The organism is Xanthomonas sp. BRIP62418, from assembly GCF_003993495.1.
Lineage (GTDB): Bacteria > Pseudomonadota > Gammaproteobacteria > Xanthomonadales > Xanthomonadaceae > Xanthomonas > Xanthomonas euroxanthea.
Genome location: NZ_QEZG01000058.1, coordinates 57101 through 73966, shown reverse-complemented (window position 1 = coordinate 73966; position 16866 = coordinate 57101). Strand labels below are relative to the sequence as shown.

Genomic DNA, 16866 nt, shown 5'->3' with positions numbered 1-16866 from the left:
GCGGCGGGCTTACCGCGGTCGGCTCGTACTGCGCCCGGAACTTGGCCAGCAGCGGCACGCCGAGCTGCTGCGAGAGCAGGTCGATCTCGCTGGTGCCGTAGGCCAGTGCCACCGGCAATACGCCGGCATCGCGCAGACCGTCCAGCAGCGCCTTGGCCGTGTCCAGGTCCGGCAACTGCGACAGCCCGCCGAAATCCAGGATCACCGCCGCGCGTCCGAACAACTTCGGCGCGCGGGTCACGCGTTCGCGCATCTCGCGCACCAGGCGCGGGACGTCCAGCGTGCGCACGCGCAGGTTGGCGATGCCCACCTGGCCGATCTTCAGTTCGCCGGCCTGTTCGAAATCCACATTCACGCTTGCCACGCCTCAGCTCCCCGTCGACGGGTTGTCGGTGGCGGCATGCCGCGGCCGGCCGACCCACGGCAGATGGTCGGGCAACTTGCCGGCATAGGTCTCCTTGACCCACGGATAGCTGCACATGTCTTTCATCAGCATGCTGGCGCGCACCTCGACATCGGCCATGGTGTTCTGGCCGACCTCGCGAAAGCCGAAGCTGCCATGGAACAGCAACGCCGCATCGGCGCCATGGTCCAGGAACACTTCGCAGGCCAGTTGCGGGTAGCGCAACTCGGTGTAGCTCTGCACATCGGCATAGAACGCACGCCCGACGCCGCCGCCGCGACGGCGGCTGGCGACCACGATGCGGTCGATATAGAAGAATTCCGGGTGACGGTCCCGGAACCAGGCGAAATTGCTGCTGTCATGCGCACTGCCGCTGCCGAACCCGACCAGGAACCCGGCCAGGTTGCCGTCGCGCTCGGCGACGCGGAAATATTCGGCCTGCTCGTAGAAACGTTGCAGCTTGGTTGAATCCAGCGGCAGGATTGCCAGTCCGGCATTGTTGTTCAGGGCCAGGACGGAATCGAGCTCGTGCTCGCGCACGTCGCGGATGACGATCGACATTGGGACTCCGTGGGGTAACGCTCTCGACCCGAAATCGGATCTGCGTCGGATTATTGCATGCGTGGCCTGAAGCGGCGACCCGCCATGTGCCGGCCCTGTGCGTACGAGGCGGCCGCACCACGCCGACGCCGGGAGGTCTTGCTGCCGGGACCGTCCGTCCGTGCAAGCACATGCATGACTTCCGGCAAGAGGGCAGCCGCCCGGCGAGCGCCTAAGATGCCTGCATGTTGGGATACCTCAGTCATACGCGCGTCCTGCGCTTCGCCGGCCTGTTCACCTGGGCGATGATCGCCATGCCGTTGGTGTACACCTACTGGCCGGCCGCCGAGGAGGGCGACCACCGCAGCGTGGCCGAGGGCCTGCTGATGTCGGCGTTCTTCGTCGGTTTCGGCGCCAGCTACTTCTGGCTGACCCGCGGCCTGAGCAGCGGCGGCCACGCCCATTGGTACGACCGGCTGATCCTGCTGCTGCTGACCATCTTCGCGCTGGCGGTGAGCTATCTGAGCGGAACCGGGCTGGGCAGCATCCTGATGATGGTGGCGGCCGGGGTGATCCCCTGGTTGCTGCCGCTGCGCATCGGTGTGGCCTGGCTGGTACTCAGCCAGCTGGCGGTGCTGCCGGTGTTCTATTACCTGCGCCCGGACTTCACCCTGTTCGCCGCGCTGATGCAGTCGTTGCTGTACGGCGGCTTCTCGATGTTCATTTTCGTGACCAGCCTGGTCGCGCGCCAGCAGACCGATGCCCGCGAAGAACAGCGCCGGCTCAATGCCGAACTGCGCGCCACCCGTGCGCTGCTGGCCGAAAGCGCCCGCGTCAACGAGCGCACCCGCATCTCGCGCGAGCTGCACGACCTGCTCGGCCACCACCTCACCGCGCTGAGCCTGAACCTGGAAGTGGCCGGCCACATCACCGACGGCCAGGCCCAGGAGCATGTGCGCCAGGCGCATACGCTGGCCAAGCTGCTGCTCACCGATGTGCGCGAAGCGGTCAGCCAGCTGCGCGACAGCGGCGCGATCGACCTGGAAGCGGCCCTGCGCCCGCTGGTGACCCAGGTGCCCTCGCTGGACATCCATCTGGACATCGCCCAGCCGCTGACCCTGGACGACCCCGAGCGCGCGCATGTGCTGCTGCGCTGTACCCAGGAAATCATCACCAATGCGGTGCGCCACGCCGGTGCGCGCAACCTGTGGATCCAGGTGCGCCGGGACGGAGACAGCGTGCTGATCGACGCGCGCGACGACGGCCACGGCGCCGAGACGGTGGCGCCCGGTAACGGGCTGCGCGGCATGCGCGAACGGCTGAACCAGTATGGTGGCCAGTTGGAGATCCAGACCCGGCGGGGTGACGGCTTCGGCCTGCGCATCTCCGTTCCAGGCGCGCCGGCACTGATGCCTGCGGCCGTTACTCAAGGAGTGTTTTGATGATCCGTGTGTGCCTGGTCGACGACCAAACCCTGGTACGCCAGGGCATCCGCTCGCTGCTGGCGCTGGACAACGGCATCGAAGTGGTGGCCGAGGCCTCCGACGGCAAGCAGGCGGTGGAGCAGATCCCGCAGATCCAGCCCGACGTGGTGCTGATGGACATGCGCATGCCGGTAATGTCCGGCCTGGAAGCGCTGCAGATGCTCTCGCGCAACGGCACGCTGCCGCCGACCATCATTCTGACCACCTTCGACGACGACCAGCTGGTGCTGGCCGGACTCAAGGCCGGCGCCAAGGGCTATCTGCTCAAGGACGTCTCGCTGGAGCAGCTGGTCGGCGCGATCCGCACCGTGGCCGACGGCGGCTCGCTGGTGCAGCCGGCGGTGACCCAGCGCCTGCTGTCGGGCCTGGAGCACATGCGCAACGAGTTCGTCAGCCTGGACCGGCCCGATCCGCTGACCGACCGCGAGACCGAGATCCTGCGGCTGATGGCCAGCGGCTTTTCCAACAAGGAGATCGCCAACTCGCTGGGCGTGGCCGAGGGCACCATCAAGAACCACGTCTCCAACATCCTGTCCAAGCTCGGCGTGCGTGACCGCACCCGCGCGGTGCTAAAGGCCTTCGAACTGCAATTGGTCTGATCGGCAGCGCAGGTGACGCTGCTTCCGGCCTGCGGCGGTGCGTGCGCTCCGCCGCGCGTGCGCCAGGGGGCGCGGCGGGGTGGTCTGGTCGTTTCCGGACCGGATCCAGCGCGCTGCCGGAGGCCGAAAACGGCGCCGGTAGCCATCGCATCACACACAGGCATCGCGCGATGTGCATGATAGCTGCGCGCAATCTGCCCAAACCCTTGTGCAGGTTGGGGTTGCGCAGTCATGGACCGCGCGGTTGCGTGGTGGATGACACCGCAAGACCGCGCTACCCGTCGCACAACTGAACATCTTTCTCGAAGCCTGCTAGGATGGCGGCTTCGCTTCACTCAACCCGGCCGTGGGATCGGCCCCGGAGACCTCCTGAATGACCCGTATTATCGAGTTCCTGATCGCCTTGGGGATCGTGGCTGGCTTGTTTGTCGTGGTGGGCTTGGTGTTGCCCTCGGAGCGGCAGATGTCCGAGAGTGTTGAGACCAACCGCAGGATGACGATTGTTTACGACACCGTGAACAGCTTCCGTCGTTTCAAGGATTGGAACCCGCTTGTGCTGCGTGACCCGAAGATCCAGCTGAAGCTGGTCGGCCCGGAAGAGGGCAAGGGTGCACGCGTCGAATACAGCTCCACCGAAGGCTACATCGGCGACGGCAGCTGGGAGATCACCAACAGCGTCAAGAACGAGCGTGTTGAGATTTCGATCGACGATCCCACCAAGGGCTACGACAAAGTCACCAACTTCACCCTTGCGCCGACTGGCAAGAACAACAAGAACGTCAAGATCACCCAGGACTACAGCGTCAAGTACGGCTGGAACCTGTTCGGTCGTTATGCCGGCCTGTATGTCAGCCGCCACGTGGGCGACGACCTGAAGCTGGGTCTGTCGCGTCTGGCGACCGCACTGGCCACCGTGCCGAATTTCGACTACCGCGCCCAGCTCGACGGCAAGCCGGTGTTGAGCGATCTCAAGATCGTCGATGTGCCGGCCGAGGACCTGTTGGTCGTCAACGCAGGCAACATCGATCGTGACAACGAGACGATCAAGAAGTCGATCAAGGACAACCAGGAGTGGATCAAGCGTGTGATGGACGCCAATGGCCTCGAGGCTGCTGGTCCGGTCCGCATCGTGACCACTGACTTTGCCTCCGACAAGTACGCCTTCGACGTGGTGCAGCCGGTCCGCAAGCGTGCCGGTGGCGCGCCGAAGACCGACGCCAAGGCCGACATCGCCAAGGCTGATGCCAAGAAGGATGACGCTGCGGCTGCCGCACCTGTGGATGCAACGCCGGTTGCTGCCACGGGCGAGGAGTTGAAGGTCAACATCCCGTCGGAAGCACCGGTCAAGTACGAGCGCACCAAGGCACACCGTTCCGCGTTTGCGACCTATGCAGGCCACATGGCCGGCCTGGATGCAGTGCGTAGCTCCCTGCGTGCCTGGGCTGCCACCAACGGCAACGACGTGACCGAGCGTCCGTACGAGTCGTGGAAGGGCGGCGTGGACAAGTCGTTTACGCAGGACGGTACCTACGACGTCTACTGGGCCATCAAGTAATCGTTTCGCCACGATGACCTGATCCAGACCAAAACGCGCCGCAGTCCTGCGGCGCGTTTTTTTTTGCGCCACGGCGCTGCAATGGAACCGCCTTCATGTCCCTGCTCGAACGTCGCAAGAAACATCCTTCGCTGCTGGCGTGTTGCGGCGCCTTGCTGGCCGCCATCGCGGTGGGCCTGTCGGCCTATGCCTCGCATGGCGTGACCGATGCGCTGGTGCAATCGCGGCTGCAACTGGCAGCGCTGTATGCCTTCGGCCACGGCGCCGTGCTGACGGTGCTCGGCGCCACCGAGACGCGTGCGCTTGGCCGGATCGGCCTGTATCTGCTGTTGCTCGGCACGCTGCTGTTTGCCGGCAGCCTGGCCGGCGGCGCGGTGTTGCACTGGCCGACCAGCCTGGCGCCGGTTGGCGGGGTCAGCCTGATGCTGGGCTGGGTGGTGCTGGCGATCGGCGCGTTGAGGCGCTGAGCATGCCGCGCCACGCCCGCGGATTCGATGTGGAGGCCGCATTTGCGCACCTGGCCCGGCGCGATCGCGCGCTGGGTGCATGGATGAAGCGCATTGGCCCGATTGCCGCGCAGCCGGGTTGGCGCAAGCCGTTCGACCCGGTGGATGCGTTGGCGCGCGCGATCCTGTTTCAGCAGCTCAGCGGCAAGGCCGCATCGACGATCGTGGCACGGGTGGAAGTGGCCATCGGTGCGTCGCGCCTGCATGCAGACACGCTTGGTCGCATCGACGATGCGGCACTGCGTGCGTGCGGTGTCTCCGGCAACAAGTCGCTGGCCTTGCGCGATCTGGCGCGCCGTGAGCGCGATGGCGAGATTCCTTCCCTGCGCAAGCTCGCCTTCATGGACGAGGAAGCGATTGTCCAGGCCCTGGTGCCGGTGCGCGGCATCGGCCGCTGGACGGTGGAAATGATGCTGATGTTCCGGCTGGGTCGCCCGGACCTGCTGCCCGTCGACGACCTTGGCGTGCGCAAGGGCGCCCAGCGCGTGGACAGGCAGGAGCAGATGCCGACGCCGAAGGAACTGGCCATCCGCGGCGAACGCTGGGGCCCGTACCGCAGCTATGCCGCGTTCTATCTGTGGAAGATCGCCGACTTCAGCGTGGCCGCCAAGGTGCCGACACCGCGCTCGCAGGAGTGATCGCGCACGGGACCTGGGCGCGACCTTCGCACGCATCAGCCTGCATGCCAGCGCCAATGCCACGGCTCGTAGACGATGCCGTGCAGGTTATTGCGTGGGTAGCTCAAACGATAGCCAAAACGCGGTGCGTGGCTGCTCAGCCAGGCAAACGCAGCCGTGGCCTCAAACGATTCTTCTGCCGGCGGTTCGCCCGGGGTGCCGATATCCAGTGCGTCGCCACTGTGGTGTTCGCTGAAACCGGGGGCGGCATTGACTGCCAGGATCTGTTCGAGTGTGAGCCCGCGCCCGAACTTGCGCTCGAAGATGCCCAGTTGATAATCGTGGCTGCGGTAGCCGGAGATGGCATCCAGCACGATGTCCGCGTGCAATGCGGCGGCGCGCATGAAGCGCCACGCACGCGCGGCGCCGGCGCTGAGCCATAGCGGCCGATCGAAGCGATCGTGCCCGGCAAAGTGCAAGGTCGCCGGCTCGGCGGTCAGCTGCAGGCCGGTTCGCTGCACATAGTCGTCTGCGTCCAGCCCGAGTTGGGTCAAGCGGTTTTGTAAGCCGTCGATGGCCAGCACTGCGCCCCGTGCCTGTCGTGCGCGCGCAGCGGTGGCTTGCAGCCGGTCCAGCGCGTCGTCCAGACCCGGCTCGCGTGCCAGCCGCGGGACCAACGGCATCACGCCCTGCGGCAGATGCGCGGCCAGATAGCGTCCGTCACGCTTGCGCCGCAGCACCCAATCGGCCTGTGCCAGCACGCGCGCATCCGCGTTGCTGCGCGCGCGCAGCAGGTTTGCCGGCCACAGTTCGATGGCAGTGGTGTTGAGCAGCAGGGTCTGGGGCGGGTGCATCGCAACAGGGTAGGGCTAAGCGTGGCGTACGGCCAGCTGGCGCAAATCCTCGAGCAACTGGTGTGGCTGCTCGAGACTGAGGACCACCAGGCCGTTGTCGCGCAACGGCAGAATCAGCACCCGCCTGGACTGGGTCAGCAGATAAAAGCCTCTGGCTGCGGATTTGCTGCGGTAATGCCCCGATTTGAATCCCGGATAACCAAAGCCGAGCAACTGCAGGCCGGTTTGAACGCCGTGTGTTCGGCCAGGTCGACAATGCGTGCGCTGTCCAGGCGGAGTGCGCGTAGTGGCACACGCTTGGTAAAGAAGGTCGAGCGGACGATCAGGCGGTTGTCGTCCAGCTGGACGCTGCGTCGCGCGTGCGCAACCGTGCACGCCACCGCCACTGTCAGCAGGATGCCCAAATGCCCCATCAGCGTACCGGGTCCGTCATGACTGCTTGCATGCGCGGTAGCGATGAGGCCGGCAGCGACCGACAGCGGTAGCCACAGCCAGATCGCCAGGCTCCAGCGCGTCGCCGGAGCCGCGGCATAGTCGCGTCGGCGCGGCTGCGGGTATCGCCCGGCACGCGCTCTGGGCGCTGTGGCAGTGCTTTGGGGTGAGCCGGATCGCTTCGCCATCTCAGAGCGTCTTCTTCAACGCCAGCGACATTAGCGACGTCGTGCTCGGGGTTCGGTGCCTGGTGAGCTTGGTCAGTTTCCCACCAGAGCGACCTCGCGCAATCGATGCGTCCCGGCTGTCATCGCGCCTGATGTTATCGGCGAGTGTGTGTGTCAGCGCGAGAAGCGGAGAATCCAGCTGCGTGTTCATGTCGGCGGTTCCTTGTCATCGCGCGGCTTTGGCAGGCGCCCGGCCTTGCGCAGCGCATCGCGCAGCAGGTATTCGATCTGCGCGTTGAGACTGCGCAGTTCGTCGTCGGCCCAGCGCTGCGCGGCGGCCAGTACATCGGCGTTGATGCGCAGCGGATAGGCCTTCTTCTCGCTCATTCGCGCTCCCCGCGGCCGCTGTGGCGGCGCAGGTGCATGACCATCGAGACGATCAACACGTTCACGCCGACCAGCATGCCGATCACCACCGCGTAGATGCCGGCGCGGTTGTCGCCGGCCCAGTACAGGCAGGCGGCGCCGATCAGGATGACCAGGCTGATCAAGGCCCAGCGCAGCCCCAGGCCGCGCGCACGCTCGTCGTCGTCCGCACCGATGGAGGCGGCGATTGCCAGTGCAGGCAAGCCGGACAGCGCGACGACCAACGGCACCATGACATTCATTGCATCACCTCAATACAGCGAGCCGGCGTTGACCACCGGTTGGGTCCCGCGATCAGAACACAGCACAGTGAGCAGGTTGCTGACCATGTGCGCCTTGCGCTCTTCGTCCAGCTGCACCACGCCGTTTTTCTGCAGCTCGGACAAGGCCATTTCCACCATGCCCACTGCACCGGCGACGATGCGCGTGCGTGCGGCGATCACCGCATTGGCCTGCTGACGCTGCAACATGGCCTGGGCGATTTCCGGCGCGTAGGCGAGGTGGCTGATGCGCGCCTCGATCACGTCCACGCCGGCCTGGGTGAGGCGTTCGTCCAGATGGCGCTTGAGCTGCTCGCTGATCTCGGCCGGATGGCTGCGCAGCGAGATCTGATCGTCTTCGTGCTGGTCGTAGGGGTAGCTGGTGGCCATCGCGCGCAGCGCCGCTTCGGACTGGATATGCACGAAGCTCTCGTAGTCGTCGACGTTGTAGACCGCCTCGGAGGCATCCAGCACCTGCCACACGATCACCGCGGCGATCTCGATCGGGCTGCCGTCCAGTTCGTTGACCTTGAGCCGGCCGCTTTCGAAGTTGCGTACGCGCTGGCTGACCCGGCGCTTGGCGTAGAAGGGGCTGTTCCAGCGCAGGCCCGCATCCTTGACCGTGCCGACGTACTTGCCGAACAGGCTCAACACCGCCGCCTGGTTCGGTTCCAGGGTGTACAGGCCGGCCAGGAAGAAGATGCCAGCCGCCCCGACAACACCGGTGGTGATCAGTGCTGCAGGCTTGGCGTCGCCGGTGAGCAGCATCCAGACAGCGGCGGCGAATGCCGCAGCGGCGACGAGAACGACGGGGATGCCCGGCAGTGAGCTGATCGGTTTCTCTTTCATGAGGGCGGTGTCCTTGGGAAGTGAAAAAAAGATATCAAAGTGATATCAGTCGATGCAAGGCCTTCGGTCGTCGGTCGTGATGGCGGCCCGTTAGAATGGCGGCCCCCCATCCGATCTGGACCGCGCTCATGACTACCCTCGGCACGCCGTTGTCGCCTTCCGCCACCCGCGTGTTGCTGCTGGGCTCGGGTGAGCTGGGCAAGGAGGTGGCGATCGAATTGCAGCGCTTCGGGGTGGAAGTGATCGCCGCCGATCGCTACGCCAACGCGCCGGCGATGCAGGTCGCACACCGTTCGCATGTGCTGGACATGCTCGATCCGCAGGCGCTGCGCGCACTGATCGCTCAGGAGCAACCGCACCTGATCGTGCCGGAGATCGAGGCGATCCATACCGAAACGCTGGTCGCGCTGGAACGCGAGCAGGGCCAGCGGGTCATCCCGACCGCGCGCGCCGCACGGCTGACCATGGACCGCGAAGGCATCCGTCGCCTGGCCGCCGAGACGCTGGGCCTGCCGACCTCGCCGTATCGCTTTGTCGACACGGCCGCCGAGTACCGCGAGGCGATCGCCGCGGTCGGCCTGCCGTGCGTGGTCAAGCCGGTGATGTCGTCCTCGGGCAAGGGCCAGAGCACCGTGCGCAGCGAAGCGGACATCGATGCGGCCTGGGAGTACGCGCAGACCGGCGGACGCGCCGGTGCGGGCCGCTGCATCGTCGAGGGCTTCATCGACTTCGATTACGAGATCACCCTGCTGACCGTGCGGCATGCCGGCGGCACGTCGTTCTGCGACCCGATCGGTCATTGGCAGAAGGATGGCGACTACCGCGAAAGCTGGCAGCCGCAGCCGATGTCAGCGGCCGCCCTGCAACGCGCGCAGCAGATCGCGCAGGCCATCACCGACGACCTGGGCGGCTTGGGCCTGTTCGGCGTGGAGTTGTTCGTCAAGGGCGACGAGGTCTGGTTCAGCGAAGTCTCGCCGCGCCCGCACGACACCGGCCTGGTCACGCTGGTGTCGCAGGACCTGAGCGAGTTCGCATTGCACGCCCGTGCGATTCTCGGCCTGCCGGTCGGTGCGCAGGACGGTGGCGTGATCCGTCAGAGCGGCCCGTCGGCCTCGTGCGCGCTGCTTGCCCATGGCCATGGCGTCCCGGTGTTCGACAATGTCGCGCAGGCCCTGCGCGACCCGGACGCCGCGTTGCGTCTGTTCGGCAAACCGCGCGTGGACGGCCACCGCCGCGTCGGCGTCACCCTGACACGCGCGGACAGCATCGACGCCGCGCGCGCCAAGGCGCGTACGGCCGCCGAGGCATTACAGGTTCAACTGGACGCCTGAGTGCGGTGATCGGCATGGCGCGATTGCGGCGACAAGCTGCATTCGCGTCACGCCACAAGCAACAGCCCAACGCTTCGAATCCCCAATCCCCAATCCCCAATCACGGCTCCCCAGCCACATCCACCCACACCGCATGATGATCGCTGCCGTCGGCAATGGCCGCTTCGGGCGCGGTGCTGGCGGGCCAGAAGATGCCGCTGCCGATCAAGCTGAACTGGCGCGAAGGCAGCACGTAGTCCAGGCGCATCGTGCCCGCCTGCGGCCCGAAGTCGCCGGTGACCTGGTGCGCATCGCCCTTGTGCGCGATGCCTTGCGCGGCGTACTCGGCGGTTTTTTCCGGGCCGCCTGCACTGTGCGGCGCGGGGTACTGCAGCACCCGCGGGTGCGTGACCAACGCGCGGATCGCATCGTGCCGGCCGGCGCCATCGACCGGGTCGTTATTGAGATCGCCGAGAATGACGAAGCGCGCATCGGCGAGCAGCCCGCCGCAGCGGCCCTGGTCGTCGCACAGCCACCCGGCGTCCTTGGGATTGTCCAGGTACTCGCGCCATAGCCGCAGTTCGTCATGGTTGCGTGCGACGTTGCGCTTTTCGGCGCCATCGAACACCGGCGGGGTGGGGTGCGAGACCAGCGCGTGCACCACACCGAGCGGCGTGCGCACCGGCACGTCCCAATGCGACTTGGACGACAGTCGCAGTTGTGCCCAGATCGCGTCGCTATAGAACGATCGTTTGCTGGATGGGTCGGTCGGCCGCAGCGCGCCCGGCAGTGCGCTCCATTTCAACAACTGGAAACTGCGCACCGCCTGCGCATCGATCGGGTAGCGCGACAGCACCAGCATGCCGTACTGGCCGGGGTGCAGTCCGTAGCCCCAGGCATCGTTGCCGCGGGTGCGGCCGTCGCCACCGATGCTGCCGTTGTTGTCCAGATCCAGGCCGCTCGGCACGCCGGTGTTGACCGGGGCCAGATAGCGGTACGGATAGCGCAGCGCCTCGCCGCCGCCCGGCTGGGCGACCTGCAGATAGCGCTGCTGGAACAGGTCGGCGGCGCGGTGCTCGGGGTCGAAATCGAACTCATTGAGCAGCACCAGATCCGGGCGTACCCGCTGCAGCACTGCGGCGATCTTGCGTGCATGCGCGCTGTCGCCTTGCAGCTCGCGCACCAGGCCGCCGGCCTGGTCGGAATACAGCGAGGTGTTGTAGGTGGCGATGCGCAGCCGGGCTGGCGCGGAGGCGGCAGTTGCCTTGGCGCTTGTATCCGGAGAGGTCGCCTGATGTGCGCAGGCGGCGCAGAGCGCGGTCAGCGCAAGCAGTAAGAAAGGTCTGATCATCGCCACATTCTCGCATGTGCAAGACGACAGGCCGATGTCGTCCCGGCGTGGTTCAACCTTCCGGTGCAGCGGCAGGAAGCCCGCGCCATTGGCGGCCGTCGTAGGCCTCCAGCGCGCTGAAGCGGCGCTTGTAGTTCATCTTGGCATGGCCGTCGATCCAATAGCCCAGATACACATGCGCGCGGCGCTCGCGTTGCGCCCACTGGATCTGCTGCAGGATCGCGAATGTGCCCAGGCTGCGCGCAGTGGCATCCGGTGCGTAGAACGTATACACCGCCGACAACGCATGCTCGGTGACATCGGTGACCGCAACGGCGAGCAGTCGCCCCGGCGCGTGCGCCACTGCGGGTTCGCGAATTTCCAGGAAGCGTCCATGCGACCAGCCGCCGATCAGGAACTGGTCGAATTCGGTGGCGCCATGTTCGTCCATGCCGCCGCCGGGATGGCGGTGCTGGAGGTACTGCCGATACAACGCGAGTTGTTCGTCGGTGCGTTCGGCGGCGACTACGCGCACCACCAGGTCCGTGTTGCGCGCCAGGCAGCGGCGCTGGCTGCGATCGGGGCGGAACGCATCCACCGCGATGCGCACCGGCACGCAGGCGCGGCAATGTTCGCAATGCGGCCGGTAGACCAGATCGCCGGAGCGACGGAATCCCCATGCCAGGGCCTGCGGATAGATCGCGCCCAGCCGCGGATCGTGCGGATCCAGCACCAGGTCGCGTGCGCGGCGGTCGGGCCAGTAGCCACAGGCATGCTCGCCGGTCTGGAACAGGCGCAGGTCGTCATGGGTGTCGGCGTGGATGGCCATGGCGTCAGGATAGCGCCTGCGCGTCGCAACAGCGGCGACTGTCCGCCGGATGAATACGCCCGGTCGCCGCGTCAACGCGCGCGCCGATGGCTCGTTGATGTGGGTGTTGGTGGCAGCGCACGGTGGATCCGGATGCGCCACCCACGCGATGCGGCCCATGCAGGTGCCGCGTGTGGTTCCCACATCCCAGGAGTTTCTCATGACGTCTCGCAAACCGTTTCTCGCACTGGCCGTGCTGGCTGCCCTGTCCACCGGCGCGGTGTTCGCCGCTCCGCCTGCCGCCGGCGATGCGCCGCGTCCTGCCAAACTCGACAAGAACGGCGATGGCGTGATCGATCGCAGCGAGGCCGCTGCCGATCCCAAGCTGGCCGCACAGTTCGACACCCTGGACACCAACAAGGACGGCAAGCTGTCGCGCGACGAGCGCCCGCATCACCGCGGCCCGGGACGTGCTGGGCGCGGCGAATGGATGAGCAAGCTCGATACCAACAAGGACGGCCGCATCAGCCGCGAGGAAGCCAAGGCCGAGCCCAAGTTCGCTGCGCGTTTCGATGAGATGGACGTCAACAAGGACGGCTTTGTCGATCGCGCCGACCATGAACTGCGCATGCAGCAGCATCGCGACGCGTGGTTTGCCAAGGCCGACACCGACAAGGACGGCAAGCTGAGCAAGGCCGAGTTCGATGCCGCATCCAAGCAGCGTGGCGAGCATGGCCCGCGTGGTCCGGGCGAGCACGGCGAGCGTCCGATACCGGCCAAGCCTGCTGCGGGCAACTGAGTTCCTCCCGTCGCGGCAGCGTTATCCGGTCGCAGTGCTGCGACCGGGGCAGTCCCCGCATCCGCTGCAGCATGTAAACCGCACTACGCAACAAGGCGCCTATCGACCGACGGCCTCCTGCGCAAGCAGGGGGCCGTTTTTTGTCGATTGGACATGTTCGCCGTTGCTGCCTGCGGTGGTGACGTCACGCCGGGATCAGAGCATCCCCAGCTTCATGTAGTGCCGCAGGATGGGCAGCATGACTGCCGCGGTGCTCACCAGCGTCGCACCCGGGCTGAACATGCAGCGATACAGCAGCGGTGCCTGTGTGCTGCCGCGTCGTTGCGCATCGCGTTCCAGCATGGGGCGCATGACGCGGGGCAGCACCCGGATGGATTGATAGTTGAGCACCGCCATGCCTGCGCAGAGCATCAGCAGCGACGCCCACGCGCCCGCATCCAGATGTTTCAACAGCAGCGTGCTGCCCACCACCAGCACCGATGTCAGCGTGGTGGCGTGCAGGAAACGACGGATCGCGGCGGCCTCGGCGGCGGTCTGCGCAAAGCGCAGCAGATACCAGCACGACCAGTACGTGCCGACTCCAGCAACCAGCACGACGCCAGCGGCGAACAGCGTTGGCATGCCGAGCCAGAGGCTCAGCGCACCCGCGGCGCCGCCCCCGCCCAATGCCGAGCCGGTCAGCCCGCTCACGCCTAACTTGCCCGCGCCACCCATGCCCGTCAGCACGATGGCCGCGCTCGCCGTCCCGGGCGCGGCCAGCAGGGTTGCCGAGGTCACCGCAGTGGCAAAGGCCACGCTGGGTGCGCTGCCACGCGCGAACTCGCCGAACCGGCGCAACAGCTCGCCGCGCACGCTGGCCCGCGCCCGCGACAGGCGCTTGCGCACGGCCGCGTCGCTGAGGCCGAGCAGTGCGGCGACCTGCCGTGAACTCTGGCCTTCGCGGTAGTACAGCAGCAGCGTCTCGCGGCTTTCCTCGGGCAATGCCGAAATGATGTCGAGCGCGGCGATTTCTTCTTCCACCTGCAGCAGATGGTCGGCGGGCGAGGGGGCCGGGTCGGCGGCCATGGCGATCGCAAGCTCGGCCGCCTTGCCGCTGAGTGCACGATGCCGGTTGGCGCGCAGCCAGTCGCGCGCCAGGTTGCGGGTGATCTGCCGCAGCCAGGGCAGGAAGCTGGCCGGCTGATGCAATTGTGCCAGTCGCTGCCAGGCGCGCAGGAAGGCTTCCTGTGCGATGTCTTCGCTGGCGGCGATATCGCGGGTGATCGCCAGCGCGATGGCGGTCACCGTGTTCTGGCAGGCGCGCACGATGCGGCCATACGCCTGCTGGCAGCCGGCGGCAGCGACCGGCAATTCGTGTTGCAGCATCAGCTCCAGCGTGTCGGTGTGCATCGGCGTGATCCATGTCCTGGTCCCAGCATGACGCATGCGAGCGCCGGATGTGACCGGAGGGATGGTGGTGGCGCGCCGACCGCAGCGGCTGGTGGCCGCGTTGCACCTGGCTGGCCGCGCTCAGCGCGCCGGCTGGATCCGCACGCGCACTTCTTGGTCCTCTGCGGCTGGCGGCGCCGTGGTGCCGGCAGGCGCCTGCCGCGCTGCCGGCTGTGCCGCCGGCCCGACTGCATCGGGCGCATTGCGATGGCGCAGCACCACGAACATGGCGACCGCGCCGATCACCAGCAGCAGTACCAGCCGGATGCGCCAGGCCCAGCTGCGCGCGTTGGTGCTGGAGCCGTTTTCGCCGTCGCGGAAGGTGTATTCCACATTCGGCAGATCGCGGCGGGTGGTGTCGAGCAGGCGTGCGTCGCGCAGCAGGTCGCGTGCGCGCGGCTGGTCGTCGGCGTGTACGATCCACACCGTGGGATAGGCCTGCGCGTTGCCCTGTTCGAGGTAGCTGAACTGGCCGCTGCGTTTGCTCTCGTAGGAGCGGCCGTTGCTCATGCGCACGTCGATGCCGGCGTTGCGCAGGAGATCGGCCACGCCTTCGGCGGTTTCGATACGTTGACTGCTGAAGATCTTGCGCATGCTTAAGGGGTGCCGGCGATTGCCGAACAGGGCGCATGGCGAGGGCGCGTGTCCGAGCTGAAGAAAAGGAAAGCCAGGGGCATCGATCCGCGCCGCAAGGTGGACGCGGCAACCGGCATGCCGATGCACGGCCAACGCAGTGGAGACATCAACATGGCACGTCGTTTGCCGGTACGGCGATCGTACTGCCGTCGGGCACCACGCGGATCAGGCCTTCCTGCGTGGTGCTGGCGACCAGCACGCCATCGCGGGTGAAGAACTGCCCGCGCGCCAGGCCACGCGAACCCTGCGCGGTCGGGCTGTCGAGCGAATACAGCAGCCAGTCGTCGGTGCGGAACGGGCGGTGGAACCACAGCGCGTGATCGAGCGAGGCCATCTGCACGTTCGGCGTGTAGTAGCTGATGCCGTGCGGAAACGTGGAGGTGCCCAGCAGCTGAAAATCCGAGGCATATGCCAGCAAGGCCTGGTGCAGGCCCACGTCGTCGCCGACCGGGTCGCTCAGGCGCAGCCACATCTGCTGGAACGGTGGGCGCTTGGGCGGCCTGAGTTCGTCGCGCGGGAAAACATGGCGAAACTCGAACGGGCCGCCACGCGACAGCCAGCGCTGCACCTTGGCAGGCAGCTTCTCCAGCACCTCCGCTGCCAATGGCGGAGTGGGTTCGATGTCTTCGGGCGGCGGCACCACCGGCATCACCGACTGATGCTCGGCGCCGTCCTCGCGCTGCTGGAACGAGGCCGCGCAGAAGAAGATCACCTTGCCGTGCTGGATCGCGGTGACCCGGCGCACCGAAAAACTGCCGCCATCGCGGGTGCGGTCGACGTCGTAGACGATCGGGTGGTCGATGTTGCCGGCGCGCAGGAAATAAGCATGCAGGGAGTGCGCCTGGCGGCCGTTGTCCACGGTGGCCTGCGCGGCCGCCAGCGCCTGGCCCAGCACCTGCCCGCCGAACACGTACTTGGTACCGATATCGCGGCTCTGGCCGCGGAACAGGTTGTCTTCCAGGCGCTCCAGCGACAGCAGGCTGATCAGTTCGGAGACGACGGGTTCAGCAGTGGCGGACAAGGGGCTGGCCTGGGCGTGCGACGGACCGCGATTATAGCGGGCCACCCGTGCGCGCCGTGCCGGTAGTGGCTTCAGGCCTTCTGCAGCCGCGCGACCAAGCCGTGCAAGGCAGCCTGTGCATCGGGCGCGTACCAGCCGTCGACAAAGCGCTCCAGCTGGATCAGCTCCGGTGCCAGCGCCGCGCGCAGATCGGCGCGCGCAATCGCGCGCGTGGTCAGCATCGGCTGGCGTGGCAGCTGCTGCAGCTCCTGCAGCCAGGCCACCGCGCGGGCGGTGACCAGGTCGCCATCGACCAGTTCGTCGACCAGGCCGATCGTGACCGCCTGTTCGGCAGGCAGCAACTGGCCGGAGATCAGCAGGCGCTCGGCGCGGTGCGCACCGACCACACGGCGTAACAGGCGCTGGATGCCTTCCGGTGCGGCCAGGCCCACCTGCACCTCGTTCAAGCCGATCGCATAGGGCCTGGCGGTATCGGCGCTGCGCGCCATCACCCGGTAGTCGCAGCACAGCGCCAGCACGCAGCCGCCGGCCGGCGCATGCCCGCCGATGGCCGCCACCACCGGCACGCGGCTGTTGGCCAGCGCCTGCGCGGCCTCGAAGAAGGCCGTCCAGCTGGCCAGCAACGCGGCGCGGTCAGTGCCGTGCGCCAGCAGGTGCGGCACGTCCATGCCACCGGAAAAGATCCGCTCGCTGCCCGACAGCACGATGCCGTCGGTCTCCTCGCCGGCCTGCTGCACCGCAACGCTCAGCGCCTGGCACAACGCGCTGTCCAGTGCATTGACCGGCGGGCGCGCCAGACGGAGTTCGCGAAGACGGCCATGGTCTAAGATCTGGATGCTCAT

The 16866-nt window shown here is 66.9% G+C and carries 20 protein-coding genes and 1 pseudogene; 7 read left to right on the top strand and 14 right to left on the bottom strand.

Annotation, left to right across the window (positions count from 1 at the left end; all coding sequences use genetic code 11):
- Nucleotides 1-364, bottom strand: a pseudogene (gene minC, locus EO174_RS21900) (septum site-determining protein MinC); the annotation flags it as partial.
- 3 nt (nt 365-367) lie between these two features.
- Nucleotides 368-964 (bottom strand): GNAT family N-acetyltransferase, encoded by a 597-nt coding sequence (locus tag EO174_RS21895; protein WP_104582421.1) that lies wholly within the window; start codon nt 962-964, stop codon nt 368-370.
- A 224-nt stretch (nt 965-1188) separates the two neighbouring features.
- Here EO174_RS21895 and EO174_RS21885 point away from each other — a divergent pair, with 224 nt between their 5' ends.
- From EO174_RS21885 to EO174_RS21865, 5 genes are all read left to right on the top strand, one after another.
- Complete coding sequence (locus EO174_RS21885) at nt 1189-2385, top strand: sensor histidine kinase (RefSeq protein WP_104582422.1); 1197 nt, start codon at nt 1189-1191, stop codon at nt 2383-2385.
- Nucleotides 2385-3026, top strand: a complete 642-nt coding sequence (locus tag EO174_RS21880) for a response regulator transcription factor (RefSeq protein WP_005990002.1) — start codon at nt 2385-2387, stop codon at nt 3024-3026. The genes EO174_RS21885 and EO174_RS21880 overlap by 1 nt, the downstream gene beginning before the upstream one ends.
- A gap of 373 nt (nt 3027-3399) precedes the next feature.
- Nucleotides 3400-4581 carry an SRPBCC family protein gene (locus EO174_RS21875; protein ID WP_126947505.1) on the top strand — a complete coding sequence of 394 codons (1182 nt, stop codon included), beginning with the start codon at nt 3400-3402 and terminating at the stop codon, nt 4579-4581.
- Between the two features lie 95 nt (nt 4582-4676).
- Complete coding sequence (locus tag EO174_RS21870; RefSeq protein WP_104650282.1) at nt 4677-5048, top strand: DUF423 domain-containing protein; 372 nt, start codon at nt 4677-4679, stop codon at nt 5046-5048.
- Between the two features lie 2 nt (nt 5049-5050).
- Nucleotides 5051-5725, top strand: a complete 675-nt coding sequence (locus EO174_RS21865) for a DNA-3-methyladenine glycosylase (protein ID WP_119128894.1) — start codon at nt 5051-5053, stop codon at nt 5723-5725.
- Nucleotides 5726-5760: 35 nt separating this feature from the next.
- Here the strand turns inward: EO174_RS21865 and EO174_RS21860 are convergent, their stop codons facing one another.
- From EO174_RS21860 to EO174_RS21835, 6 genes are all read right to left on the bottom strand, one after another.
- Nucleotides 5761-6558 carry a M15 family metallopeptidase gene (locus EO174_RS21860; RefSeq protein WP_126947502.1) on the bottom strand — a complete coding sequence of 266 codons (798 nt, stop codon included), beginning with the start codon at nt 6556-6558 and terminating at the stop codon, nt 5761-5763.
- A 134-nt stretch (nt 6559-6692) separates the two neighbouring features.
- A complete protein-coding gene (locus tag EO174_RS21855) occupies nt 6693-7178 on the bottom strand; it encodes a hypothetical protein (protein WP_241240062.1) in 486 nt (161 codons plus the stop codon).
- Between the two features lies 1 nt (nt 7179).
- On the bottom strand, nt 7180-7368 hold the full coding sequence (locus tag EO174_RS21850; protein WP_126947499.1) for a hypothetical protein: 189 nt from the start codon (nt 7366-7368) through the stop codon (nt 7180-7182).
- A complete protein-coding gene (locus tag EO174_RS21845; RefSeq protein WP_115676363.1) occupies nt 7365-7544 on the bottom strand; it encodes an Arc family DNA binding domain-containing protein in 180 nt (59 codons plus the stop codon). Before EO174_RS21845 ends, EO174_RS21850 begins: the two co-directional genes overlap by 4 nt.
- The gene (locus EO174_RS21840; protein ID WP_126947496.1) at nt 7541-7825 is read right to left on the bottom strand and encodes a hypothetical protein; all 285 of its coding nucleotides are present in this window, start codon (nt 7823-7825) and stop codon (nt 7541-7543) included. Before EO174_RS21840 ends, EO174_RS21845 begins: the two co-directional genes overlap by 4 nt.
- A 9-nt stretch (nt 7826-7834) precedes the next feature.
- Entirely contained in the window at nt 7835-8692 is an 858-nt protein-coding gene (locus EO174_RS21835; RefSeq protein WP_104582429.1) for an SPFH domain-containing protein, read from the bottom strand.
- Nucleotides 8693-8820: 128 nt separating this feature from the next.
- On the opposite strand from EO174_RS21835, the gene purT reads away from it, so the two are divergent.
- Complete coding sequence (gene purT / locus EO174_RS21830) at nt 8821-10023, top strand: formate-dependent phosphoribosylglycinamide formyltransferase (protein WP_126947493.1); 1203 nt, start codon at nt 8821-8823, stop codon at nt 10021-10023.
- Between the two features lie 100 nt (nt 10024-10123).
- On the opposite strand, the gene EO174_RS21825 is transcribed toward purT, so the two are convergent.
- A complete protein-coding gene (locus EO174_RS21825) occupies nt 10124-11353 on the bottom strand; it encodes an endonuclease/exonuclease/phosphatase family protein (protein ID WP_241240061.1) in 1230 nt (409 codons plus the stop codon).
- A 52-nt stretch (nt 11354-11405) separates the two neighbouring features.
- On the bottom strand, nt 11406-12320 hold the full coding sequence (locus EO174_RS21820; protein ID WP_104582431.1) for an arginyltransferase: 915 nt from the start codon (nt 12318-12320) through the stop codon (nt 11406-11408).
- A 40-nt stretch (nt 12321-12360) separates the two neighbouring features.
- On the opposite strand from EO174_RS21820, the gene EO174_RS21815 reads away from it, so the two are divergent.
- Nucleotides 12361-12939 carry an EF-hand domain-containing protein gene (locus tag EO174_RS21815; protein ID WP_126947487.1) on the top strand — a complete coding sequence of 193 codons (579 nt, stop codon included), beginning with the start codon at nt 12361-12363 and terminating at the stop codon, nt 12937-12939.
- Between the two features lie 195 nt (nt 12940-13134).
- Here the strand turns inward: EO174_RS21815 and EO174_RS21810 are convergent, their stop codons facing one another.
- From EO174_RS21810 to EO174_RS21795, 4 genes are all read right to left on the bottom strand, one after another.
- Nucleotides 13135-14328 (bottom strand): sigma-70 family RNA polymerase sigma factor, encoded by a 1194-nt coding sequence (locus tag EO174_RS21810; protein ID WP_126947484.1) that lies wholly within the window; start codon nt 14326-14328, stop codon nt 13135-13137.
- Nucleotides 14329-14448: 120 nt separating this feature from the next.
- Entirely contained in the window at nt 14449-14961 is a 513-nt protein-coding gene (locus EO174_RS21805) for a pathogenicity-like protein (RefSeq protein WP_104582434.1), read from the bottom strand.
- 148 nt (nt 14962-15109) lie between these two features.
- The gene (gene tesB / locus EO174_RS21800) at nt 15110-16024 is read right to left on the bottom strand and encodes an acyl-CoA thioesterase II (protein WP_104582435.1); all 915 of its coding nucleotides are present in this window, start codon (nt 16022-16024) and stop codon (nt 15110-15112) included.
- 71 nt (nt 16025-16095) lie between these two features.
- Nucleotides 16096-16866, bottom strand: a complete 771-nt coding sequence (locus EO174_RS21795) for an enoyl-CoA hydratase/isomerase family protein (protein WP_126947481.1) — start codon at nt 16864-16866, stop codon at nt 16096-16098.

Coding starts and splice junctions, on each gene's coding strand:
- EO174_RS21895 (WP_104582421.1), bottom strand. CDS start 964: ATGTCGATCGTCATCCGCGACGTGCGCGAGCACGAGCTCGATTCCGTC.
- EO174_RS21885 (WP_104582422.1), top strand. CDS start 1,189: ATGTTGGGATACCTCAGTCATACGCGCGTCCTGCGCTTCGCCGGCCTG.
- EO174_RS21880 (WP_005990002.1), top strand. CDS start 2,385: ATGATCCGTGTGTGCCTGGTCGACGACCAAACCCTGGTACGCCAGGGC.
- EO174_RS21875 (WP_126947505.1), top strand. CDS start 3,400: ATGACCCGTATTATCGAGTTCCTGATCGCCTTGGGGATCGTGGCTGGC.
- EO174_RS21870 (WP_104650282.1), top strand. CDS start 4,677: ATGTCCCTGCTCGAACGTCGCAAGAAACATCCTTCGCTGCTGGCGTGT.
- EO174_RS21865 (WP_119128894.1), top strand. CDS start 5,051: ATGCCGCGCCACGCCCGCGGATTCGATGTGGAGGCCGCATTTGCGCAC.
- EO174_RS21860 (WP_126947502.1), bottom strand. CDS start 6,558: ATGCACCCGCCCCAGACCCTGCTGCTCAACACCACTGCCATCGAACTG.
- EO174_RS21855 (WP_241240062.1), bottom strand. CDS start 7,178: ATGGCGAAGCGATCCGGCTCACCCCAAAGCACTGCCACAGCGCCCAGA.
- EO174_RS21850 (WP_126947499.1), bottom strand. CDS start 7,368: ATGAACACGCAGCTGGATTCTCCGCTTCTCGCGCTGACACACACACTC.
- EO174_RS21845 (WP_115676363.1), bottom strand. CDS start 7,544: ATGAGCGAGAAGAAGGCCTATCCGCTGCGCATCAACGCCGATGTACTG.
- EO174_RS21840 (WP_126947496.1), bottom strand. CDS start 7,825: ATGAATGTCATGGTGCCGTTGGTCGTCGCGCTGTCCGGCTTGCCTGCA.
- EO174_RS21835 (WP_104582429.1), bottom strand. CDS start 8,692: ATGAAAGAGAAACCGATCAGCTCACTGCCGGGCATCCCCGTCGTTCTC.
- purT (WP_126947493.1), top strand. CDS start 8,821: ATGACTACCCTCGGCACGCCGTTGTCGCCTTCCGCCACCCGCGTGTTG.
- EO174_RS21825 (WP_241240061.1), bottom strand. CDS start 11,353: ATGATCAGACCTTTCTTACTGCTTGCGCTGACCGCGCTCTGCGCCGCC.
- EO174_RS21820 (WP_104582431.1), bottom strand. CDS start 12,320: ATGGGCCGCATCGCGTGGGTGGCGCATCCGGATCCACCGTGCGCTGCC.
- EO174_RS21815 (WP_126947487.1), top strand. CDS start 12,361: ATGACGTCTCGCAAACCGTTTCTCGCACTGGCCGTGCTGGCTGCCCTG.
- EO174_RS21810 (WP_126947484.1), bottom strand. CDS start 14,328: ATGCACACCGACACGCTGGAGCTGATGCTGCAACACGAATTGCCGGTC.
- EO174_RS21805 (WP_104582434.1), bottom strand. CDS start 14,961: ATGCGCAAGATCTTCAGCAGTCAACGTATCGAAACCGCCGAAGGCGTG.
- EO174_RS21795 (WP_126947481.1), bottom strand. CDS start 16,866: ATGAGCATCCAGATCTTAGACCATGGCCGTCTTCGCGAACTCCGTCTG.